This window comes from Nonlabens sp. Asnod3-A02 (genome assembly GCF_045063755.1).
Classification (GTDB): Bacteria; Bacteroidota; Bacteroidia; order Flavobacteriales; family Flavobacteriaceae; genus Nonlabens; species Nonlabens xylanidelens.
Window position 1 is genome coordinate 1,002,607 of the sequence record NZ_JBEFOC010000008.1, and the last position, 23,886, is coordinate 1,026,492.

Consider the following 23,886-nt stretch of genomic DNA (forward strand, 5'->3'; position numbering starts at 1 on the left):
TATAAATATGTCCCGTCCTAGAATAGCGATACACTAAAATTTTAGTGTAATGAAAACATCTATAAACATTGGTTATGTAAAGCGTACCCAAAAAGACTACTCGCTTTCTTTTAAACTTCAAGTGGTAGAAGAAATTGAATCAGGACAACTTGATAGATTGAATGCCCATTTGAAATATGGTATTCAAGCAAGATCAACAATTACCTCATGGCTTCGTAAATACGGTACCTTTGATTGGGAAAACCTATCCGTTGTAAGCATGTCTAAAACACCTGAACAAAAAATTATCGAACTAGAAGCAAGAGTCAAGTTGCTTGAAAAGCAGAAAGCAAGAGCAGAACATTTAGTAGAACGAGCAGATAAGAAAGTAATTATTTTTGATATGCTTGTTGATATGGCAGAAAAAGAATACGACATTGAGATCAGAAAAAATTACAAGCCCGAGTTATCGAAAACTTCAAAAAAGAACACAAAGAAACAATAGTTTCTGCCTGTAACTTACTTGGACTTAGCAGACAGGTTTATTATAGAGCTCTAAGGAAAAGAGCTCGCAATCAACGTACAGCACAAAAGGTAATTGCCTTAGTTAATGATGTGCGTCGTGTGATGCGTAGAATAGGGACTAGGAAATTATATCACAAACTAGAAAAACAGCTCTCTGAATTAAACGTGGGAAGAGATAAGCTTTTTAAAATACTTAGAGTAAATCATATGCTTATAAAACCTAAAAGGAGCTACCATATAACTACTGATTCTCATCATAGGTTTAGAAAACATAAAAACATAGTCTGCTCTGTGGAGATAAACAGACCAGAACAAATATGGGTAAGTGATATAACTTATATAGGAACCAGAAAAAATCCATCTTATCTAGCATTAATAACAGATGCATATTCAAAGAAGATAGTTGGTTATAATGTATCTCAGAGTCTAGCTGTAGAAGGTTCACTGCAAGCATTAGAAATGGCACTTAATGAGAGAAACTATAAAGACAGCCCGTTGATCCATCACTCTGACAGAGGACTTCAATATTGCTCAAATGAGTATCAAGCTTTATTAGGCAAAAACAGTATTAAACCAAGCATGACCGAAAAATATGATCCTTATGAAAATGCTATTGCAGAGAGAATAAATGGAATTTTAAAACAGGAGTTCTTCATTAACAAAAATATCCAAAATATAGAGCTAAAGAATATACTCGTTAAAGAATCTATTGAAATATATAACTCATTTAGACCACACTGTTCTAATCATATGCTTACACCTAATCAAATGCACAAACAAAATCAATTAACAAGAAAAACATACAAATCAAAAAAAAAATCTCAATGAAGATAGCTTCATTGAGATTTAAATAATAAATTTAATCCTTTAATAATCTGTATCGGTTATTTAGGACTAGACATGAGGTGAGGTTACATTAAAGTCCAGCCGCCGTATTTGCTATCTTTTGTAACGCTTTTGATATTTTATCAATTGACTTTTCTGTATCTTTTAAATGGTGACGATTGGTTAGAAAGTCAGTACTGTTGTAACTAATTTTAACCTCACCTAATTCATTTTCATATACCAACATTTTTTGTGGTAAATCGAGCGCGGTAGTTGGTGACGAATCCATTAATGGGCTTCCTAGATTAGGATTGCCAAAAATAATCACTCGCGTAGGTCTTAGTTCTATGTCAGTATTTTGAGCATTTGCTTGATGGTCTAACTCTGTAAATATTCTTAAGGCAGGATTATTTTCAATCGTGTTTTTAAGAGTTGTGTAGGTAGCGTCAAAGTCTTGTTTACTTACTGTAGTAATAATTCCTTCATTAAGTGTTGTTTGAGTGTCGTCACTTTCCATGGCAGTAGAATTGCTTGCCTTTTTTGTGAGCATAGCAAGAGCATTAGAAATTTTGTCTAAAGTTGTTTCTTCAGAAGTTAGACCGTGACGTTGACTCAAAAAGGTGCTGTTGTTGTAGGCCAAGTAAACATCTTTATTACTGTCTTGAAAAACGAGAATACGTTGTGGTAAATCTAAACCAGCTTGTTGATTTTCTAACATTAGCGGACTTCCTAACTTTGGGTTTCCAAATAAAATTAACTTAGCTGGATTCAGTTCAATGTTGGAATTACCAGCGTTAGCGCTATGGTCGACTTCGGCAATTATTTTTATAGCAGGGTTGTTGGATAAGGTAGTTTTTAAAGTCTGGTAGGTGTCATCAAATGATTGATTGCTCTTCATGTAATTCATTCCGTTTACTTGATGAGAATTAGCGATGACAGGTGTTGTCTTTTTATCTGTAGTATTACAAGAGATAAAGATGATAGGTAAAGCAAGTATTAGGTATATGAACTTCATGTCGTTTTTTTTTGCTTAAAACTAAGCTTGTTAACTCAATATAAGGTCTAAAATGATCTTAAAATAAAATCCCTGCAACAATTAAGTTACAGGGATTTTAAATTTATAATAATCTATAAGAATAATACATACTATCAGACTCTGAAATGAATTCAGAGTGATAGTTGTAATTTATTACTCAGACTTAGAATCATTAGCATCACGACGTGGTCTGTCGTCTTTCTTACGGTCATCACGACGTGGACGACGGTCATTAGAACGACGGTCATCACGCTGGCGTGGTGGACGCTCTACCCAACCTTCTGGTTTAGGCATACATTCTTTACGAGATACTTTTTGCTTTTTAGTACGTGGATCTACACCCATGTATTTTACGTCAAGAACATCTCCTACTTTAAGAACTGTAGATGGGTCTTCAATACGCTTGTAATCAAACTCACTTACATGAAGTAATGTTTCTTTACCTGGCCTTAATTCTACTACTGCACCAAAGTCAAGCATTTTTACAACTTTTACGCTGTAAACCTCACCGACAGTTGGTTCAAAAATGATGTTTCTGATTTTTTCTAGAGCAGCCTCGATCTTAGCACGGTCTGTACCAGCTATCTCGATAACACCCATATCACCATCTTCTTTGATGTTGATTACAGTCTCAGTTTCTTTTTGCATCTCTTGGATAACTTTTCCACCAGGTCCTATTACAGCACCTATGAATTTACCTTCGATCTCTAAAGATTCCATTTTAGGAGCGTGTGACTTCACGTCTGCAGCTGGTACAGCGATAGTGTCAGTAAGTTTTCCTAATATGTGCATACGACCATCTCTAGCCTGCATTAAAGCATTAGTAAGGATTTCATAAGAAAGACCTTTTACTTTAATATCCATTTGACAAGCAGTGATACCATCTGCTGTACCAGTTACTTTAAAGTCCATATCTCCTAAGTGATCTTCATCACCTAAAATATCAGAAAGAACGGCGTATTTATCACCATCTGTGATTAATCCCATTGCGATACCAGAAACTGGTTTCTTCATAGGTAAACCTGCATCCATCATAGCCATAGTACCAGCACAAACTGTTGCCATAGAAGAAGAACCGTTAGATTCAAGTACTTCAGATACTACTCTTACTGTGTAAGGAAGATCTTCTGGTAACATTCTTTTTAATGCACGTTGTGCTAGGTTACCGTGTCCTATCTCACGTCTAGACGTACCACGTAATGGGCGAGCCTCTCCTGTAGAGAATGGAGGGAAGTTATAGTGTAAGTAGAAACGCTCTTCTCCTTCTTGAGATGCCATGTCTATTACATTTGCATCTCTAGAAGTACCTAGAGTTACTGTTGCCAGTGCTTGAGTTTCTCCACGAGAGAAGATAGCACTACCGTGTGTAGATGGAAGGTAATCTACCTCACACCATATATCACGTATATCTGTAGTCTTACGACCATCTAGACGTACACCTTCGTTAAGTAGTACATCACGTACTGCTTTCTTATGTGTTTTGTTGAAATACTTAGAGATAAGATCTCCATTTTCAGCTTGATCTTCTTCAGAAAAAGTTGCTTTGATCTCTTCTTTGATTTCAGAGAATGCTGCGCTACGTTCGTGCTTTGCACTTCCTTTTTTAGCAACATCATATACTTTTTGGTAAGCAAGTTCTGCTACTTTTGTTTCTATGGTAGCATCTTCTTTTTCACCTTCGTACTCACGTACTTCTTTTTTGCCTACTTGTTCAGCAAGAGCGATTTGTGCAGCACATTGATCTTTGATAGCTTCATGAGCGGCTTTGATAGCAGCGATCATTTCTTCTTCAGAAATTTCACTCATCTCACCTTCAACCATCATTACAGAGTCAGCACTAGCACCTATCATCATCTCAAGATCTGCTGCTTCTAACTGTGCATAACTTGGGTTGATAACAAACTCACCATCTACACGCGCAACACGTACTTCAGATATAGCACATTCAAAAGGTAAATCAGATAGTTGTATTGCAGCACTTGCAGCAAGACCTGCCATAGCATCTGGCATTACTTCTGGGTCATGAGACATTAATTGAATCATTACCTGTACTTCTGCATGGTAATCTTTAGGGAATAATGGACGTAATACACGGTCTACAAGACGCATAGTAAGTACTTCTCCATCGTTAGGACGTGCCTCACGCTTAAAGAATCCACCTGGATATTTACCGGCAGCGGCAAATTTCTCACGGTAATCTACAGTAAGTGGTAAGAAGTCTAGTCCAGTTGATTTGTAGCTGGATACTACAGTTCCTAGAAGCATTGCTTTTCCACATGTGATCACAACAGATCCATGTGCTTGTTTTGCAAGCGCTCCAGTTTCGATAGTGATGTCAGGCCCGTTGGCCATTTTAATCACTTGTTTAAAAACTTGTGGTTTCATAATTATAGTTAAACATTAATCTCAAGTTGTGTGGTAGAGAAGGCGTTTACTTTGTGAGAAACCAGCTTTGATTTGCAGTGCAGTCCTTACACTGTTAAGACGCATCGCATGCATCTTGAACTGCGATTTGTATTTTTGTTACGCTTTCGCGAAAGCGTAAGTAGAATCTAACTTCTACGTTTAAAAACCGCTATGTATGCGGTAAGAAATTTCTACGCATGCGATGCGCAGAAAACAAAAAAGGGGACGCAAGGTCCCCAATTTATTATTTTCTAATACCTAAGTCTTTAATCAACTCACGGTAAGCAACGATATCTTTTCTCATCTTGTAATCAAGAAGTGAACGACGCTTTCCTACTAGTTTTACTAGACTACGCTCTGTGTTGTAGTCATGACGGTTTTTCTTAAGGTGTCCCGTTAAATAGTTAATACGGTAAGTGAATAACGCGATTTGCGCGTCTGTGTTACCTGTGTCGTTTGCGTCTTTTCCGTACTTTGCGAAAATTTCTGCTTTTTTTTCTGGTGCTAAATACATGCCAAAATTATTTTATAATGAATATTATGTATGTCAGTCTATCTGACGGTGCCGCGAGATTCATTCTCTTAGCGTTTGCAAAAATACGACTAATTAATAATATGCGATCATTTATATCTTTATTTTCTAACTAACTATAGGTAAGATTCAAAAAAAACAACGTTAAATTAATGATAGCTGTCATAAAACCGTGATCTCTTTACCTTAATATTGTAGTTATAAACCCTTTCTTTTGAATACAAATAATTCCAATTGCCTTATCATTTTTACTCGCAATCCTGAAATAGGAAAGGGTAAACGACGTCTTGCCGCTACCGTAGGAGATCAAGTTGCATTTGATATCTATAAATTTTTACTAGCTCACACCAGAGAAATTACAGGAAACCTTAACGCTACTAAACAGGTGTGGTATAGTGAGCGTGTTCATGAAAACGATGCTTGGGATAATAAGGTGTATGATAAATATGTGCAGGATGGTGAAGATCTAGGCGTGCGTATGGAAAATGCTTTTCAAGAAGCATTTAAAAATCATGACCATGTTATTATCATTGGGTCTGATATGCATGATATGAGTCAGGCAGATTTAGATCATGCTTTTAAACAATTAAAAACTAACGATGCTGTAATAGGCCCTGCCGAAGATGGAGGTTATTACCTTCTAGGGTTTACTAAAAAACTAATCGATGGCGTTTTTGAAGATAAAGAATGGGGAACTGAAACGGTATTAGAAAAAACTCTTAATAATCTAAAAAACGTAAATTATGCTATGCTGGAAGAGCGTAATGATGTAGATTATTATGAAGATATAAAAGACATTCCAGCATTTCAACCTTTTTTAAAAAACATATGATGCTTAGTAAAAAACAACTCACACAGTCTATAGAATATTTACAATCTCAAGGTTTTGAAGCTCCTGAGGTAGGAATCGTTCTTGGGACTGGTCTAGGTAAACTAGTGGATAGTATAGAAAATCAAAAAGTCGCACACTATAATCAAATACCTTCTTTTCCACTGGCAACAGTAGAATTTCATTCTGGTAAATTGATTTATGGAGATTTAGGTGGTAAAAAAGTGGTGGTCATGCAAGGTCGTTTTCATTTGTATGAAGGTTATGATTTTATTGATATCACGTACCCAGTAAGAGTAATGCATGGTTTGGGAATTAAAAACTTATTAGTTTCTAACGCTGCAGGTGCGGTTAATCTAGATATGAAAAAAGGTGATTTAATGCTTATCGATGACCATATCAATTTACAAGGTGGTAGTCCGCTTGCGTTTAAAGGTGTAAGTGAATTTGGTGAGCGATTCACAGATATGAGTGCTCCTTATGATAAGGAGATGAATGATAAATTAAAATCGCTTGCAACATCTCAAAATATCTCTCTTAAAGAAGGTGTTTATGCTAGTGTAGTAGGACCGCAACTAGAAACTAGAGCAGAGTATAGAATGCTTAAAATATTAGGTGCAGATGCAGTAGGTATGAGTACGGTGCCAGAAATCATTGTGGCAAATCATTTAAACTTGCCAGTAAGTGCTATATCTGTATTAACTGATGAATGTGATCCTGATAATCTTGAACCAGTAGACATTGCAGATATTATCGCAATAGCCGGTACAGCAGAGCCTAAAATGGTTGCTTTATTTAAAGGACTGATTGAATTGATCTAATTTATATAATTGTACACTGTTATATTGATGTGATATTATCCTATTACTTTTACAATGAATTAAAAAGCGGAATCTTGTTTTCCGCTTTTTTGTTCTTTAAAATTAAGATAGAATTGTTGTGCTTGAAGCAACACTAAGTTTGATATCATGAAGTACATAACTATAGTATTATTAGTCCTATTAACAGCATCTTGTGTAGGTGGTGGTGATCTTTATTTCGATACTTTGGAAAAAGGTCAAGAAATACCGTCTGAAAATGGACAGTTAGATCATAGTAAATGGGATGCTATTCTTAAAGAGTATGTAAATAGCGAGGGATTTGTCGATTATGTAGGTCTTAAAGAAGAACAGGCAGAATTAAAAGAATACTTAAGTTACTTAAATGAAAACGTTCCTCAAAAATCATGGAGTATTAATGAGCAATTTGCCTATTACATCAATTTGTATAATGCAAATACAGTAGACCTTATTCTTATGAATGACCTGCCTGCTAGTATTAAAGATATAGATGGACCTTTGGGTCAGGTGTGGTTAAAGAAATTTGCTCAAGTTGGAGATAAAGAATATTCTCTCGCAGCAATAGAAAAAAATGTGCTTCAAAAAATGGGAGACGCTCGCATTCATTTTGCTATTAATTGCGCTAGCTTTTCATGTCCTAAATTACAGAATACTGCGTTTACAGCGGCAAATGTGGACGCACTTATGGATAAAAGCGCAAAAGAATTTGTAAATTCAGAAAAGAATGATCTTAGCGATCCTCAAAATCCTAAATTGAGTTCTATTTTTGATTTTTACCCAGAAGATTTTACCCAAAACGGTATGACACTCGCACAGTTTATAAATCAATATGCTGACTCACAGATAGCAGAAAAAGATTCTTATTCTTATAAGGATTACGACTGGTCATTGAATAGTCAGAAATAAAAACCGAACCTAGCTTGCTTACGTACATGTGACCATATGATCAGTATTATTATTCCGGTTCTTAATGAAGAATCTTCAATTATAAAATTATTAGACCACCTCTGTGGCTATGCAAATAATGCTAGCTTATTAGAAGTTATCATTGTAGATGGTGGTAGTGATGATGAGACTGTAAAGTTAGTAAATGATTTTGCTAGTGCTCATCAGGATATGTCCGTACGACTAATTAATTCGCAAAAAGGACGTGGTAAGCAATTACATAATGGCTCAAAAGTAGCCACAGGAGAAATTCTCTATTTTCTGCATGCAGATTCTTATCCGCCTAAGGATTATGATTTGTTAATTATAAATGCGGTTAAAAATCAGCACGCCGCTGGTTGTTTCAGGATGAAGTTTAAAAGCTCACATCCTTGGTTAATCATCATAGGATGGTTTACAAGATTCTCATGGAAAGCAAGTCGTGGTGGAGATCAATCTCAATACATTACACGAGAATTGTATGATAAAATAGGTGGCTATAAAACAAATATTCCTATTTATGAAGATTATGATCTTATTACAAGATTATATGAAATAGATCAATACTATGTAATCCCCAAATGGTTAAAAACTAGTGCAAGACGCTATCATGAAAAAGGCGTGCTTAAGCTTCAGTGGTTTTATTTAACTATCTATTGGAGAAAATATCGAGGTGCAACTATTGATGAGTTGTATAAATATTATTTAAGTAAATGTGATTGATATTATTACTCTGCAGTTAACTCGGTAAACATCGCTTCTAGATTTTTATTCTTTTTATTAAGGGATAGAATTTTTAATCCATTATCATGAGCAAAATCAAAGACCGTGCTGCGCATGTCTTCTTTAGTCTCAAATTTAAGGCTGTAGTTAAAACCCTGTAGTTGTTTTACCTCTCGTACTCTATTTATTTGATTGAGTAATTCTGGCTCTACGCGGTAATCAAATTCTACCTCGATAACTTGAACAGTATCACTATTAAGATTTTTAAGATAATCGTCTGCGACTATTTTGCCTTTATTAATAATAATCACGCGATCACACATCGCTTCTACCTCTTGCATGATATGCGTGGAGAGAAGAATGGTAGTGTTTTCACCTACTTTTTTAATTAATTGGCGTATTTCTACCAATTGATTAGGGTCTAGACCTGTGGTAGGTTCGTCTAGAATTAAAACTTTAGGACGGTGCAGTAACGCATTGGCTAGTCCTACACGTTGTTTGTACCCCTTAGAAAGTTCGTTTATTTTTTTACCTACATGAGACGTTAGTCCGGTTTCTTCAATAACCTCGTTGATTCTTTTTTTAGAATCAGTGATGTTATAAACTCCTGCGCTAAAAGAAAGATATTCCTTTACGTACATATCTGGATATAAAGGATTGTTCTCTGGTAAATAGCCTATCGATTTCTGTACCTCACGTTGTTCTTCTACAACATCATGTCCGTTTACAATCGCATTTCCTTCATTTGCATTAAGATAGGTAGTGAGAATGCGCATCATGGTAGATTTTCCAGCACCATTAGGGCCTAAAAAACCAACTATTTCACCACTATTAATGGTAAAACTAACTTCATCGAGAGCTTTTTGCTGCCCGTAATATTTAGATACTTTACTTACTTCTATAGACATAAGGTAAAGATAAGAAATGTAACGCTTAGAAGATTGTTTTTTATCTCGCTTTCGCGAAAGCGAGAACATTACAATTACCCTACTATAACGATAGAGTAGTAAATATTCCTTAAAAGTTCTTGAAAACTAATGGATTTATAAAAATCTATTTTACATTAGCTGCTTATTATGATGACAAATATTTATTTCTGGTATGGATTTTACTTCTATTTTATAGAGGGAAAGGCTGTATTGTAATAATTAAACAATTTATATAACAACAAAGCCTTGATCTAATCAAGGCTTTTTTTTTACTCAAAAATGAAAGTAGCTATTCAAGGTATTAAAGGTTCTTATCACCATCAGGTGGCTGTCGAGCTATGTGGTGATGTGGATTTATTAGAATGTGATTCATTTGACCAACTAGTAATAGCTGTTTCAAACGGTCAGGTGGATAAAGGAATTATGGCTATAGGTAATTCTATTGCCGGTAGCATATTACCCAATTACAGTTTGATTAGAGAACAAAAACTACATATAACAGGAGAGTATTATTTAAATATAGAGCACCAGTTAATGGCGCTGCCAGGTCAGGATATTACAGATATAATAGAGGTGCAATCTCATCCTATGGCTTTGTTGCAATGCAAGCCATATTTTAGAAACCACGAACATATTAAACTGGTAGAAACAGATGACACCGCAGCTGCCGCTTTTAGAATTACGCAAAGTAATAAACGTGGTATTGCGGCAATAGCGTCTGCACACGCGGCACAATTGTATGGATTAGAAATTATATCAGGAGATATTCAAGAAGTAAAGAAAAACGCAACCAGATTTGTGGTCGTAGAGAAATCAAATGGCTTTGTAAAAGAAGTGAATAAAGCGACTATTAATTTTACTACCGGACACCAGCCAGGTAGTCTGGGAGAAATTTTAATCACTTTAGGTAAACTAGATATTAATGTTTCAAAAATTCAATCCATACCTATTGTAGAAAAGCCGTTCTTATTTTCATTTGTCGCAGATCTTGAATTTAAACGAATGGGTCAGTTTGAAGAAGCAAAATTAGAACTAGGTATTCTAGTAGAATCACTAGTTGTTTTAGGAATATATAAATCACACTCGCTATGATACAACCAGCAAAGAGACTCGATAGCGTCCAAGAATATTATTTTGCGACAAAGTTGCGCGAGGTAAGAGGTTTAATAAATGAAGGTAAACCTGTTATAAATGCAGGTATAGGTAGTCCAGACTTATTACCGCCACCTAATGTGGTACCGGCTCTTATAGAAGCGGTACAAGATGCTAGAGCACATGGTTACCAGAGCTATTTAGGATTGCCAGAATTAAAAAATGCCATGGCTGGCTTTTATAAAAAGCAATATCAAGTAATAGTAAATCCAGAGTCAGAAGTAGTTCCTTTAATGGGAAGTAAAGAAGGTATTTTGCATATTTCTATGGCTTTTTTAAATCCAGGAGATGAGGTTTTAATTCCAGATCCTGGTTATCCTACTTATGCAAGTGCGACTAGATTATGTGAGGCGACTGCTGTAACTTATAATTTAACAGCATCTCAAAACTGGATGCCAGATTTTGAAGCGTTAGAAAAACTCGATCTTTCTAGAGTAAAGATCATGTGGACTAACTACCCTCATATGCCTACAGGCGCTGCTGGGTCGTTAACTGTTTTTGAAAAATTAGTAGCATTTGCAAGAAAGCATAACATTCTAATAGTTAATGATAATCCATACAGCTGTATAGGTTATGATAATAAAATAAGTATCCATCAAATAGATGGTGCTATGGATGTTGCTCTAGAATTAAATTCTATTAGTAAAACTTATAACATGCCTGGGTGGAGAGTAGGTATGCTTACTGGTGCTGCTGCATTACTTAAAGAGGTTCTTAAGGTAAAGACTAACATGGATAGCGGTATGTTTTATGGTGTGCAAAAAGGAGCAATTGCTGCTTTGCAAACAGATAATAGCTGGTTAAATACTCAAAATGAAATCTATAAAAAACGTAGAGCTGCAACTATAAAACTTGCAAAAAGTCTGAATTTACAACCGCAGGAACAAGATGGCGGTTTATTCTTATGGTGTAAACTACCAGATGGACAGTCAGATGATAAAGTATTTGTAGACCATTTATTACATAATAATGATATCTTCATCGCTCCAGGAAGTATTTTTGGTAAAAACGGAAAAGGCTATGTGCGTTTTTCTCTTTGTGTAGAAGAAAAGCAAGTAGAAGAAATGATATTAAGAGTGGCTAATAATGTAGAGGTATGAAAAATATATTTCTAATAGGGACAGGACTAATAGGTGGCTCAATCCTTAAAGACTTGCGTAACCATTATCCAGAATCGACATTATATGGTATTGATAAAAATCCAGAACATGCTTTAAAGGCAAAAAGCAATAAAATTATCGATCACGTTGCACAGATAGAAGATGTTAAAGATGCACAGTTAGTCATCGTTTCTATACCAGTAGATGTGGCACTAAAAGTTTTACCTCAAGTACTCGACCTAGTAAATGAAGATGCACTAGTTATAGATGTAGGATCTACTAAGGAGGCTATTTGTAAATCGGTAGAAGAGCATAAGAATAGAAGACAGTTTCTAGCAGCACATCCTATAGCAGGTACTGAGTTTTCTGGACCAGATGCAGCTATTCATGATTTGTTTAAGAACAAAACAATGATAGTTTGTGAGGTAGAAAAAACAGCTTTTAAATTGCAGGAAAGCGCAATAGCACTTTTTGAAAAATTAAAAATGAGAGTGCGTTACATGACGCCGGCGGCACATGATAAACATATCGCTTATGTCTCTCATTTATCGCATATATCTAGCTTTATGTTAGGGAAAACAGTGATACAAGAAGAGGTGAATGAGCGTGATATCTTTGATCTTGCAGGTAGTGGTTTTGAAAGCACAGTACGATTAGCAAAAAGTTCTCCGGCCATGTGGACACCTATCTTTGCACAAAATAAGGAACACGTTCTAGCTAGTCTAGATGGATATATTGAGAATTTATCTCGCTTTCGCGAAAGCGTAAAAAACAACGATCATAACGCCATATTTAAAGATATGGAACAAACAAATAGAATAAAAACGATACTGAAAGGAATAGAAAATGGAAAATAAAAAAGAATTTAGGAGTTGGTTAGATGCTCACAAATTAGAGCATCCGATAGTAATCGCTGGGCCATGCAGCGCAGAGACAGAAGAACAAGTACTTAAAATTGCACACCAGTTAAAAGATACTGATGTGACTTACTTGCGTGCTGGTATATGGAAACCTAGAACACGTCCAGGTAACTTTGAAGGTGTAGGTGCGATAGGTCTTAAATGGTTGCAAAAAGCCAAAGCAGAAACAGGACTTTTAACCGCAACTGAGGTAGCAAACCGTGCTCACGTAGAACTAGCACTAGAACATGATATAGATTTATTATGGATAGGAGCACGATCTACGGTAAGTCCTTTTATAGTTCAAGAAATAGCAGATGCTCTTGAGGGAACGGATAAAGTGGTACTGGTTAAGAATCCAGTAAATCCAGATCTAGCACTATGGATAGGTGCTGTAGAGCGCTTTCATACGGCAAATATTAAAAACCTAGGTGTTATCCATAGAGGTTTTTCTACCTATGATAAGTCAAAGTACCGTAATAATCCAGAATGGCAAATAGCTGTCGATTTCCAGACACGCTATCCAGATATACCTTTAATATGTGACCCATCACACATTACTGGTAAAAGAGATATGATACTAGAAGTATCGCAAACGGCACTAGATTTAAACTTTGACGGTTTAATGATAGAGACCCATTACGATCCAGATAATGCATGGAGTGATGCAGCACAGCAGGTAACGCCAGATTCTCTTATCCAGATATTCAAGGATTTACGCATAAGAAAAGAGCAAGATGATGAAGTAGGTTACCAGTCTAAGTTAGGTGTTCTTAGAGCCCAAATCGATATTATAGATAATTCTATTATTGAGACATTAGGTAAAAGAATGAAAACTGCCGATGCTATAGGAGAACTTAAAAAAGAGCGTAACGTTGCTGTTTTACAATCTAAAAGATGGAATGAGATTTTGGGTAAAATGATTCTCGCTGGAGAAGAGCAAGGTTTAAGTGAAGAGTTTATACTGCGTGTTTTTAAAGCAGTGCACCAAGAATCTATTGTGCATCAAGAAAAGGTGATTAATAATTAAATTACTACATTCATAAGGGCAGATTAATTTCTGTCCTTTTTGATTTTTAGAAAAATCTCTTTAGCTTTAAAAAGCGTAATTTTGTGATATGCAGAAAATACAACTTAATTAATGACTGGAATTGTTTATAGGTCAACAGGTAGCTGGTACGAAGTAAAAGGTGAGGATAACGCATTTTACTCTTGTAGGATTAAAGGAAAATTCCGTTTAAAAGGGATTAAAAGTACTAATCCTGTTGCTGTAGGTGATAAAGTACAGTTTGAGATTGAGAAAAAAGGAGATGAAGAAATAGGAATTATTAATGTGATAGAAGAGAGAGATAATTATATCGTACGCAAGTCGGTAAATCTTTCTAAACAAACTCATATTATAGCTTCAAATGTAGATCAGCTTTTTTTATTGGTTACTTTAAATAATCCACCCACATTTACTTCTTTTATAGATCGTGTCCTTGTCACTGCCGAAGCTTATCACATACCAGTAGTTATCGCTTTTAATAAAGTAGATACTTATAATGATGACCAGGGTGAAGTAATGATAGATCCAGAAACTGGAGAAGAATTACTTACCATGACAGAGCTGGATGAAGTACGGTATTTAATGAGTCTTTATAAATCTATAGGTTATGAATGTATAGCTATAAGTGCCGCTAGCGGTAAAAATATAGATATAATAAAGGAAAAGATGAAGGATAAGACCAGCATGTTTGCAGGTCATAGTGGAGCAGGAAAAAGTACACTAGCCAATGCTGTACAACCAGGATTACAGATAAAAACAAAACAAATTTCAGAACAGCACAAACAAGGTCAGCATACCACCACATTTGCACAAATGTTTGATTTGGATTTTGGCGCACGTCTTATAGACACGCCAGGTATAAAAGGTTTTGGAGTAGTAGATATGGAAAAGGAAGAAATAGGAGATTACTTCCCAGAAATTCAAGAGTTAAAACAAGACTGTAAATTCCATAATTGCATGCACATAGAAGAGCCTAAATGTGCAGTAAAAGAAGCAGTAGAAAACGGCGAGATGGTATTAAGTCGCTATGAGAGCTATGTGCAAATAGTAAATGGAGACGAAGAAAATTACCGTCAGGATAAACACCAGGCGCAACCATGAGAGTAGTAATACAAAGAGTTACTAGTGCAAGCGTTACCATAGAAGAACAAATTCATGGAGAGATAGGTGACGGACTCCTTGTTTTATTAGGAGTTACAGATGGAGATGCGCAAGAAGATATAGACTGGTTAGTTAATAAGATAACTGGTATGAGAATCTTCTCAGATGCAGATGGTAAGATGAATCATAGTGTAAAAGATACCGATGGAGATATATTGTTGATATCACAATTCACTCTTTTTGCAAATGTAAAAAAAGGCAATAGACCTAGTTATATAGAGGCTGCAAGACCAGATATAGCAATACCTTTATATGAGGCTTTTATAGATTCGCTTTCGCGAAAGCTGAACAAAAATATAGCCACAGGAAAATTCGGAGCTGATATGAAAGTTCAATTGCTTAATGATGGTCCTGTGACCATTACTGTAGATAGTAAGAGCAGGTGATTTAAGATTACTAATTAACTTCTCTCTTTTATTATGGTAGTTACCCATAAATTTATTTTCTTTGAGATGTTATGAAAAAACTATTAGTACTATTCGTTTTTTGCTTGTCTATTTCTCACACTCTTAAAGCACAAGACAAGGAATACCTATCTTTTCAAAATATACCTGCAAAGCTTTTAGAAAACGCCAATGCGGTGATTAGAAAAAATAATGTTTCTATTGTTATCAAAGATTTTGATGATGTTGAAGTGACGACGGATAGAGTGGTTACAGTTTTAAATAAAAAAGGATTGTCAGATATCAATGCGGCAGAATCTTATGATGAAGATACTAAGGTAGATGAGATAGAGGCTACAATTTATGATGCTGTAGGTAATAAAGTTGTTAGAATTAAAGAAAAGGACTTTAAGGATGTAAGTGCAGTTTCTAACGGGACTTTATATAGTGATAATCGAGTAAAGTATTTAGACTATACACCTCGCGACTACCCATTTACGATTCATTTTACTTCTACCGTAGAATATAGTACTACGGCTTTTCTACCTAGTTGGGTGCCGTTAGAATATTTTTATGTGAGTACGCAATCTTCAAATTATCAAGTGATCAATAATTCAGGGATTGAGGTGAAGTTCAAAGAGTCTCATCTAGATGATTATACTATAACTAAGGACGGTAATTTAAATTATACAGCGACTAACTTAACCGCACTTGTACCACAGGCCTACAGTCCAGGGTTCGATACTTATGGGCCAATTGTTAAAATTGCGATGAAAGAGTTTAATATGAAAGGTGTAGCAGGTGTAAATAATGACTGGAAAGATTTTGGTAAGTGGATGAATGATGAATTATTGTCTGATGTTGGAGAGTTACCTAAAGAGGTTATTGATGAGGTGAAAACACTTACTAAAGACGCTAAAAGTCAAAGAGAAAAAGCAAAAATAGTATATGAATTCATGCAAGAAAGGTCTCGTTATATAAGTGTACAAGTAGGCATAGGTGGCTGGAAACCTATAGATGCAATGAGCGTGCATAATGTAGCTTATGGAGATTGTAAAGGACTGTCTAATTATACCAAAGCTTTATTGAATGAAGTAGGGATAGAGTCTCATCACGCAATTATTTATGGAGATAGTAATATACGTAGTGTGGATAAAAGCTTTTCTTCTACACAGGGAAATCACATGATTTTATATGTACCACAACTTGATGATGAAAAGAACATCTGGTTAGAGTGCACGAGTAAAACAAATCCTTTTGGTTATATAGCAGGATGGACAGACGATAGAGATGCCTTAGTCGTAAGTGATGCTGGTGGAGAGATTCTTCATACTACATCTTATCCTACTGAGAGTAATGTTCAGGGAACTTATGCAGAGGTTTTTATTAACTCTAATGGGACTATAACAGCCAGTATTCAAATGATAACAGAAGGGTATCGATACTCTTTTAGAGAATTTATCAAGGACAAGACTAAAGAAAAAAGAAAAATAGCCTATCAAGAGTTGTGGGGAGAACTGAATGGGCTTGTAGTTGAGAATTCAGAAATTATTAACGATAAGGAAAAAGTGAAATTTATTGAAAATGTTGAGATAACATCTCCACGTTATGCTAGGAAAACAGGAGGTTTATTATTGTTTAAACCTGTGTTTTTTAATCGCAACACTAATATTCCTGCTAAGTACGAAGAGCGTAAATTTGATTTTAAGATAGATCATGGTTACATAGATAGAGATGAGTACCATATAGCTCTAGAAAAAGGTGTGTCTATTGAAGCGTTACCAGAAAAGGTTAGCTTAGAAACTAAATTCGGTAAGTATAGTTTAGAAGTTGTAGAAAATAAAGGAGGTGTAAATGTCGTGCGATTTTTACAGATAAATAAAGGTGTTTTTTCTAAAAACGATTATGATTCATATAGAGAGTTTAGGTCACAGATAGTAAAACACGATAAAATTAAAGCGGTATTAAAAAGGCAATAAATGAAAATAAAATTACTATTAGTTACGGTATTAGCATCTTTTACAGGCCTTGCTCAAAATTTAGATTTTGATAAGGTTTCTAATGTTGATTTTGAATTAGAAGCTACTGACTCTGTTGAGCACGATGCTATTTTCATTTATAGAAATGTAGATGTTAATTTTAGATATGAGAAAGGTGAGGGTTTTGTTCAAAATCGTGAAATACATGAGCGTATTAAAATTAACAACGAGGCAGGAATAGAGTATGCTACTAAAAGAGTGCGGCTTTGGGATAAAAGCGGTAAAAATCGAGAGGTTTTACGAGGGCTCAAAGGAGCAACGTATAATTTAGTGGATGGTAAGATAGAAAAAACCAAATTAAAAAAATCAGGTGCGTTTGATGATAAGCTTAACGATAATTGGAAAATGCAATCTTTTACCATGCCTAATGTTAGGATAGGGTCGGTTATTGAGTATAAATATTTTATTGATTCGCCATTTCCTAGTATAGACGATATTGATTTACAAAAAAATGTCCCTATTCTTCAACAAGATGTTAAGGTTCTATTAGTGGAATTTTATTTGTATAACGTGTTATTTAATCCTCAAGCTTCTTATGTCCCAACAATGAATAGAGAGCCTGTAAGAGGAACTATTAATTTGACTACTAAAAATCGTGTTTCAACTAGATTTGAAACTAAAACAAATTTTGATACTCAACGAATAAATATTGAAAATGAATTGTTGGAGTTAAACGGAAGAAATATTCCTGCGCTTGATAGTGAACCTATGTCTGGTAATTTAGAAAATTATCGAGCTAAATTAATTATTGAACTTTCTGGAACTAGATTCCCTAATTCTCCGTATGAAAATTTTTCAACGACTTGGCAAGCAGTATCAAAAACTATTTCGGCAAATAATAAGTTTGGTGACCAGCTTAATATTAATAATTATTTTAAAGATGATTTAGATAAAACAATATCTGACGAGTCTACTCAAGAAGAAAAGTTAGTTAAAGTTTTTCGATTTGTAAAAAATAAGGTGAAGTGGAATGGTGTTTATGGTAAGTTTGTTTCAGATGGTGTGAGAAAAGCTTACAAAGAAGGCTCTGGTAACATAGCCGAAATTAATTTGATGTTAATAGCTATGTTAAGAGAAGTTGGCTTAGATGCAAACCCTGTTCTAGTTAGTTCTAGAGATAATGGGATTCCTTTATTCCCAACGCAGAATGGATTTAATTATGTGGTTGCTCACGTAAAAATAGATAATAAGACTGTTTTGTTAGACGCTACTGAAACTTATATCGCTCCTAATCTTTTGCCTTTAAGAGCTGCTAATTGGTTAGGTAGATTAATACAAGAAAATGGAGATTCTTCATGGATCGAGTTAAATCAACAAAATATATCTAATGAAACTGTAATGTTGTCTGTAGAGTTAAATGATGATATGACTTTTTCTGGCAATGTTCAAAAGCGACAGACAGAATATATCGCTTATCGTACAAGGTATAAACAGGCCGAAAAAAATATGGAGAGTATGGAAAACTTTTTGATTAATGAAGAAGCAGGTTTAGATATAGATAATCTTCAGGTAATTAATTTAAATGAACCATTAGAACCACTAACGTTTAAATATGATATTGAATATAATGAAGGTATAGATGTTGTCGGTGGCAAAGTGTATATTTCACCTTTATTATTTGAGTCTAATGAAGAGAATCCATTTAAAAGAGAGAGCAGGAAGTTACCAGTTGATTTGATTTTTCCATTAAAGACAACTACAGTTGTTAGTTTAAAAATACCAGATGGATATGAAGTAGAGTCTATTCCTGAAGTAACAAAAATAGTCTATGGAGATAAGGTAGGTTCTTATACTTACATTGTAGAGAATAAAGGAGAAGAGATTGTTACTAGAGCAATATTTGATATCAAAAAGCCTCTTATAGCTCCAGAAAATTATGAATCATGGAGAAAGTTTTATATCAGTATGATAGACTTAGACGCTCAAAAAATAGTCCTCAAAAAAATATAATATGAGTATTAAGAAATCACAAGCGCAGGTTGATCAGTGGATCAAGCAGCATGGAGTACGTTACTTTAATGAACTTACTAATATGGCACAACTTACAGAAGAAGTAGGTGAAGTGGCGCGTATTATAGCAAGAAGATATGGGGAGCAAAGCGAGAAAGAAAGTGATAAGAATAAAGATCTAGGAGAAGAACTGGCAGATGTGATGTTTGTGGTTCTATGTCTTGCAAATCAGACAGGAACAGATCTAGAGGCATCTTTTAATAAAAAATTACAGATTAAGACAGAGCGCGATCACGATAGACACCATAACAATGAAAAACTAAAATCTTAATACATGGATTTAAGATTGCATAAAGTAGAAAAGCCTAGAGGGCATGTGGCATTAACTATTTCAGGATCAAAAAGTGAAAGTAATCGCTGGTTGATATTGCAAGCGCTTTATAAAAATTTAGACATTGATAATTTATCAGATAGTGATGATAGTGATCATTTAAGTCATGTCTTAAAAAGTGAAGAAAGCATTCTTGATATAGGACATGCAGGTACTGCGATGAGATTTGGGACAGCTTTCTTTGCTTCTCAAGAAGGTAGAGAAATTACTTTGACTGGTAGTGATCGCATGAAACAACGTCCTATAGGTATACTAGTAGATGCACTTAACTCTTTAGGAGCAGAGGTGTCATATCTTGAAAAAGAAGGGTTTCCACCCTTAAAAATTAAGGGGAAAAAGATTCAGGGTGGTAAACTGTCGGTAGACGGTAGTGTGTCCAGTCAGTTTCTTACAGCCTTGCTGTTAATAGCACCCAGTTTTGAGAACGGACTTCAGCTAGAAATTTATGGAGACCTAACCTCGCGACCTTATCTAGAAATGACAGTAGATATTTTAAAACAACTTGGTGTAAATGTTAATTTCTCATCAGGTAATAAGGTTGTAGAATCAGCAAGTAGTACCCAAAAGGTTAATGAGCTTATTGAGGTAAAGCCATTACATAATAATGCTATTACTAACGCGCTAGTAGAAAGCGACTGGAGTAGTGCCGGCTACTGGTACAGTTGGGTAGCGATGCAAGAAGTAGGGTATGAAATGAGTCTTTCTTTTTACCAAGATAACTCGTTGCAAGGAGATAGTGAGTTGGTTCAAATATATAAACCACTAGGTGTGGAAACTGTTTTTGTTGAAAATGGAATTCGTCTAGTAAAAATAGATCAGCAACTGCCAGATATGGTCATGTTGGACCTAACTAATGAACCAGATCAGGCTCAAACGATATTTGCTACTTGTTTAGGACTAGGTGTAGATGCGCAATTAACAGGTTTACATACTCTTAAAATTAAAGAGACGGATCGTATAGAGGCAATGAAAACTGTTGGGGCACGCTTTCGCGAAAGCGAGATAACAACAACTAACGACTCTATAAAATTACATTTTAAAACCCCATCTAGTTTTAATCCAGAGGTAACTGTGGACACTTACCAAGATCATAGAATGGCAATGGCATTTGCGCCGTTGTGCATGAAAACAGAGCTCATTATTAACGAGGCGATGGTAGTAACAAAAAGTTATAAAAACTTTTATAATGACCTTAATAAGGTAAATGTAAGGATTACAGAAATTTAAGCGCTTATTTACTTGACAAGGCCTATGCGCAAATCGTATATTTGCAGCTTATAATAAAAAGGAATTAATGAAGTTATCACAATTTGGTTACGATCTGCCAGAAGATCGCATAGCACAATATCCAGCAGAAAATAGAGATGAGTCTAAGTTAATGGTCTTGCACAAGAAAACTGGAGAAATTGAACACAAGATGTTTAAGGATGTGATAGACTATTTTAATGAAGATGACATTTTTGTGATGAATGACACTAAGGTTTTTCCTGCCAGATTATATGGTAATAAGGAAAAGACTGGTGCTAGAATCGAGGTTTTCTTACTTAGAGAACTTAATCCTGAAACAAAATTGTGGGACGTTTTAGTAGATCCTGCTAGAAAAATAAGAATAGGTAATAAATTATATTTCGGTGATGACGAGAGTCTGGTCGCTGAGGTTATTGATAACACTACATCTAGAGGACGTACTTTGCGTTTTCTTTATGATGGTAGTTACGAGGAGTTTAGACAGGCTCTTAAAGATTTAGGAGAAACACCGCTTCCTAAAGAGTTAAATAGAGAAGTAGAGCCAGAAGATGAAGAACGTTTCCAAACTATTTTTGCTAAGAAAGAAGGGGCTGTAGCGGCACCGGTTGCAGGTTTGCACTTTTCTAAGCATTTATTAAAGCGTCTAGAGATTAAAGGTGTTAAGATGGCTACGGTTACTATGCATATAGGTTTAGGTACATTTGCACCTGTAGAAGTAGAAGATCTATCTAAACATAAAATGGACAGTGAGCAAGCTTTTATCACAGAAGAAACTTGTGCTGCAGTTAATGAAGCGCTGGATAATAAAAGGAATGTTTGTGCTGTAGGAACTACAACTATGCGTACTTTAGAAAGTGCTGTGAGTAGTAATGGTCGTTTAAATACATTTGATGAGTGGACTAATAAATTTATTTTCCCTCCTTATGATTTTTCTATTGCAAATAGTATGATTACTAACTTTCACCCTGCAAAATCTACTTTAATGATGCAAGCAGCTGCATTTGCAGGTTATGATCTACTTAAGAAGGCTTATGACGTAGCTCTTAAAGAAGATTATAAATTTAGTACATATGGTGATGCGATGCTTATTATTGATTAATAATAAATAAAACTCATTATTTTAAAATGCCACAAGTTTTACTTGTGGCATTTTTTTTGATTTTCATTTATAAGAAGAGTTAATTAAGGTTATCAAAGGTTTATGTTTATATTAACAATTTAACCTAAGAAATTATGTGGAATACTAACATTGAATTATCTTGCCATCATTCCCTTAAAACTATTTTATAATGAAAAAATTATACTTTATAGCTGTTTTATTTGTTTCTCAAATAGCTCTAGCACAAGTAACAAATGAAGCAACTCCACGTGGTTGGGATTTGACTTTTAAAAGTCAGCCACAAAAAATATCAATGCCTCAGTTTGATCAAGCGACTTTGGAACAAGAAGATGCTTTAGCGAGCTTTGAATTGACTAAGCCATATAGATTTGGAGAGAAAATCCCTGTTGACCTTAATTTGTTCAATTCTGGTCAGTGGTCAGAGTTAGATAATGGTGATAGAATATGGAGGTTAAATATCGAGTCGACAGGGGCTAAAACTATAAACTTTTTATTTGATCGTTATGAGCTTCCTGTTGGAGCTGAGTTGTATTTATATAATAATGAGCATACCGATAAGATAGGTCCGTATACTCACAAAGAAAATCAAGAAGATGGTATTTTAGGATCTTGGATTGTATATGGAGATAACATATGGTTGGAGTATTATGAGCCAGCAGCTGTTAAAAATCAAGGTCGTATATCTATTGAAAATGTAGTTCATGGTTATAGAGGTTTTGGAGAAGAAGAAACTAGTTTTCTTAAGTTGAATGAATCTGGAAGTTGTAATGTAGATATGATGTGTGATCCTAATCAAGGGTCTTTTAATAGTCAAGATTGGACCACTATTAGAAATAATTACAGACACGCTGTTGCTAGAATAATCATTAATGGAAATGGTTTGTGTACTGGTACTTTAGTGAATAATGTTAGAGCAGATGCTACACCTTATTTCTTAACTGCAAATCACTGTTTATCTACTGCAGATGGGTCTTCTACTTCTTATAATGCTAGTAACTGGTCTTTCGGTTTTGATTGGTTTACCAACACTCCAGATTGTGCTACAACTAGTAATACTATAGGTAATTTAAATCCAACTAGAGTTCTGACTGGTGCTACTTTAAGAGCAAATAGAGGAGCGAGTGATGTAGCGTTATTTGAAATTAATCAAACTCCACCAGCATTATGGAACCTTTATTATGGTGGATGGAATAACGGGAGCTCTGCAGCTTCTTCACAAATTAGTTTTCATCACCCATCTGGAGATATAATGAAGTTAGCTCGTAATGATCAATTTACTTTTGCTCAAACAGTGTCAGGTGTTGCTTGTTGGACTATATCTGATTGGGATTACGGAGTAACTGAAGGAGGGTCTTCTGGTAGTTGCCTTGTAAATCAAAATGGTCAAATAGTAGGTCAATTGCTAGGCGGTGGTGCAGCTTGTACTGGAACGGATGGTAATGGAACAACTGATAATGGTGCTCCAGATTATTATGGTAGAATGGATACATCTTGGGCAGGAGGTTTTAATTCAGCTACTCGATTGAGAGATTGGTTAGATCCAGATAATACTGGTGCTACGTTTGTAAATGGAGATTATTATGATGTATTAAGTAATGATGAAGTAAATACTATCATGAATATTCAATTGTACCCTAATCCATCTAGAGGTATTTTTAATGTTGTGTTAGAGAATCCTGCTAGTTATGGAGTTTATGATCTTTCTGGTAAGTTGATACGTTCTGGTTCTTTTAACCAAATAGAGAATCAATTAGATATTCAAAATTTATCTAGCGGTATTTATTTCTTAAAAGTTGAAGACGGAAATAACTCTATAACAGAAAAGATTTCTAAAATCTAATTACTTAA

Annotated in this window: 22 protein-coding genes; 18 read left to right on the top strand and 4 right to left on the bottom strand. The window is 35.0% G+C overall.

The annotated features are described in order from the left end of the window. Nucleotides 1–49: 49 nt before the first annotated feature. Entirely contained in the window at nt 50–484 is a 435-nt protein-coding gene (locus ACJJVN_RS14515) for a hypothetical protein (protein ID WP_405379016.1), read from the top strand. Next, nucleotides 481–1,332 carry an IS3 family transposase gene (locus tag ACJJVN_RS14520; RefSeq protein WP_405379266.1) on the top strand — a complete coding sequence of 284 codons (852 nt, stop codon included), beginning with the start codon at nt 481–483 and terminating at the stop codon, nt 1,330–1,332. Before ACJJVN_RS14515 ends, ACJJVN_RS14520 begins: the two co-directional genes overlap by 4 nt. An 88-nt stretch (nt 1,333–1,420) precedes the next feature. On the opposite strand, the gene ACJJVN_RS14525 is transcribed toward ACJJVN_RS14520, so the two are convergent. From ACJJVN_RS14525 to rpsO, 3 genes are all read right to left on the bottom strand, one after another. Beyond that, nucleotides 1,421–2,344 (bottom strand): DUF302 domain-containing protein, encoded by a 924-nt coding sequence (locus ACJJVN_RS14525; protein WP_405379018.1) that lies wholly within the window; start codon nt 2,342–2,344, stop codon nt 1,421–1,423. Between the two features lie 174 nt (nt 2,345–2,518). Then, nucleotides 2,519–4,750, bottom strand: a complete 2,232-nt coding sequence (locus ACJJVN_RS14530) for a polyribonucleotide nucleotidyltransferase (RefSeq protein WP_405379021.1) — start codon at nt 4,748–4,750, stop codon at nt 2,519–2,521. Nucleotides 4,751–5,015: 265 nt separating this feature from the next. Then, entirely contained in the window at nt 5,016–5,285 is a 270-nt protein-coding gene (gene rpsO, locus ACJJVN_RS14535; protein ID WP_104514560.1) for a 30S ribosomal protein S15, read from the bottom strand. 232 nt (nt 5,286–5,517) lie between these two features. On the opposite strand from rpsO, the gene ACJJVN_RS14540 reads away from it, so the two are divergent. The 4 genes from ACJJVN_RS14540 (at nt 5,518) to ACJJVN_RS14555 (ending at nt 8,618) form a co-directional block, all read left to right on the top strand. Then, nucleotides 5,518–6,135, top strand: a complete 618-nt coding sequence (locus ACJJVN_RS14540; RefSeq protein WP_405379024.1) for a TIGR04282 family arsenosugar biosynthesis glycosyltransferase — start codon at nt 5,518–5,520, stop codon at nt 6,133–6,135. Further along, the gene (locus ACJJVN_RS14545; RefSeq protein WP_104514562.1) at nt 6,132–6,953 is read left to right on the top strand and encodes a purine-nucleoside phosphorylase; all 822 of its coding nucleotides are present in this window, start codon (nt 6,132–6,134) and stop codon (nt 6,951–6,953) included. Before ACJJVN_RS14540 ends, ACJJVN_RS14545 begins: the two co-directional genes overlap by 4 nt. A gap of 147 nt (nt 6,954–7,100) precedes the next feature. Next, nucleotides 7,101–7,877, top strand: coding sequence for a DUF547 domain-containing protein (locus ACJJVN_RS14550; RefSeq protein ID WP_405379027.1), 777 nt, complete (start codon nt 7,101–7,103; stop codon nt 7,875–7,877). Nucleotides 7,878–7,913: 36 nt separating this feature from the next. Then, nucleotides 7,914–8,618 carry a TIGR04283 family arsenosugar biosynthesis glycosyltransferase gene (locus ACJJVN_RS14555; protein ID WP_405379030.1) on the top strand — a complete coding sequence of 235 codons (705 nt, stop codon included), beginning with the start codon at nt 7,914–7,916 and terminating at the stop codon, nt 8,616–8,618. A 5-nt stretch (nt 8,619–8,623) separates the two neighbouring features. Here ACJJVN_RS14555 and gldA read toward each other — a convergent pair whose 3' ends face one another. Further along, complete coding sequence (gene gldA, locus ACJJVN_RS14560; RefSeq protein ID WP_405379032.1) at nt 8,624–9,526, bottom strand: gliding motility-associated ABC transporter ATP-binding subunit GldA; 903 nt, start codon at nt 9,524–9,526, stop codon at nt 8,624–8,626. 300 nt (nt 9,527–9,826) lie between these two features. Here gldA and ACJJVN_RS14565 point away from each other — a divergent pair, with 300 nt between their 5' ends. The 12 genes from ACJJVN_RS14565 to ACJJVN_RS14620 all read left to right on the top strand — a co-directional run bounded on the left by ACJJVN_RS14565 (nt 9,827) and on the right by ACJJVN_RS14620 (nt 23,878). Continuing rightward, the gene (locus ACJJVN_RS14565) at nt 9,827–10,639 is read left to right on the top strand and encodes a prephenate dehydratase (RefSeq protein WP_405379035.1); all 813 of its coding nucleotides are present in this window, start codon (nt 9,827–9,829) and stop codon (nt 10,637–10,639) included. Further along, on the top strand, nt 10,636–11,799 hold the full coding sequence (locus ACJJVN_RS14570; RefSeq protein ID WP_405379038.1) for a pyridoxal phosphate-dependent aminotransferase: 1,164 nt from the start codon (nt 10,636–10,638) through the stop codon (nt 11,797–11,799). Before ACJJVN_RS14565 ends, ACJJVN_RS14570 begins: the two co-directional genes overlap by 4 nt. Beyond that, nucleotides 11,796–12,656: a prephenate dehydrogenase gene (locus ACJJVN_RS14575; protein WP_405369840.1), complete on the top strand. Its 861-nt coding sequence runs from the start codon at nt 11,796–11,798 to the stop codon at nt 12,654–12,656. Before ACJJVN_RS14570 ends, ACJJVN_RS14575 begins: the two co-directional genes overlap by 4 nt. Then, nucleotides 12,646–13,728 (top strand): bifunctional 3-deoxy-7-phosphoheptulonate synthase/chorismate mutase type II, encoded by a 1,083-nt coding sequence (locus ACJJVN_RS14580; RefSeq protein WP_104514569.1) that lies wholly within the window; start codon nt 12,646–12,648, stop codon nt 13,726–13,728. Before ACJJVN_RS14575 ends, ACJJVN_RS14580 begins: the two co-directional genes overlap by 11 nt. Nucleotides 13,729–13,839: 111 nt before the next feature. Then, nucleotides 13,840–14,847, top strand: a complete 1,008-nt coding sequence (rsgA, locus tag ACJJVN_RS14585) for a ribosome small subunit-dependent GTPase A (protein WP_405369839.1) — start codon at nt 13,840–13,842, stop codon at nt 14,845–14,847. After that, complete coding sequence (gene dtd / locus ACJJVN_RS14590; protein ID WP_405379041.1) at nt 14,844–15,293, top strand: D-aminoacyl-tRNA deacylase; 450 nt, start codon at nt 14,844–14,846, stop codon at nt 15,291–15,293. Before rsgA ends, dtd begins: the two co-directional genes overlap by 4 nt. A gap of 71 nt (nt 15,294–15,364) precedes the next feature. After that, nucleotides 15,365–17,269: a DUF3857 domain-containing protein gene (locus ACJJVN_RS14595; protein WP_405379043.1), complete on the top strand. Its 1,905-nt coding sequence runs from the start codon at nt 15,365–15,367 to the stop codon at nt 17,267–17,269. Beyond that, on the top strand, nt 17,270–19,279 hold the full coding sequence (locus tag ACJJVN_RS14600) for a DUF3857 domain-containing protein (RefSeq protein WP_405379046.1): 2,010 nt from the start codon (nt 17,270–17,272) through the stop codon (nt 19,277–19,279). It abuts the gene before it with no gap. A gap of 1 nt (nt 19,280) precedes the next feature. Continuing rightward, nucleotides 19,281–19,610: a nucleotide pyrophosphohydrolase gene (locus ACJJVN_RS14605; RefSeq protein WP_405379049.1), complete on the top strand. Its 330-nt coding sequence runs from the start codon at nt 19,281–19,283 to the stop codon at nt 19,608–19,610. Nucleotides 19,611–19,613: 3 nt separating this feature from the next. Next, a complete protein-coding gene (locus ACJJVN_RS14610) occupies nt 19,614–20,897 on the top strand; it encodes a 3-phosphoshikimate 1-carboxyvinyltransferase (RefSeq protein WP_405379051.1) in 1,284 nt (427 codons plus the stop codon). 67 nt (nt 20,898–20,964) lie between these two features. Beyond that, entirely contained in the window at nt 20,965–22,017 is a 1,053-nt protein-coding gene (queA, locus tag ACJJVN_RS14615; RefSeq protein WP_104514576.1) for a tRNA preQ1(34) S-adenosylmethionine ribosyltransferase-isomerase QueA, read from the top strand. Between the two features lie 190 nt (nt 22,018–22,207). Next, complete coding sequence (locus tag ACJJVN_RS14620; protein WP_405379054.1) at nt 22,208–23,878, top strand: T9SS type A sorting domain-containing protein; 1,671 nt, start codon at nt 22,208–22,210, stop codon at nt 23,876–23,878. The last annotated feature ends 8 nt before the right edge of the window (nt 23,879–23,886 follow it).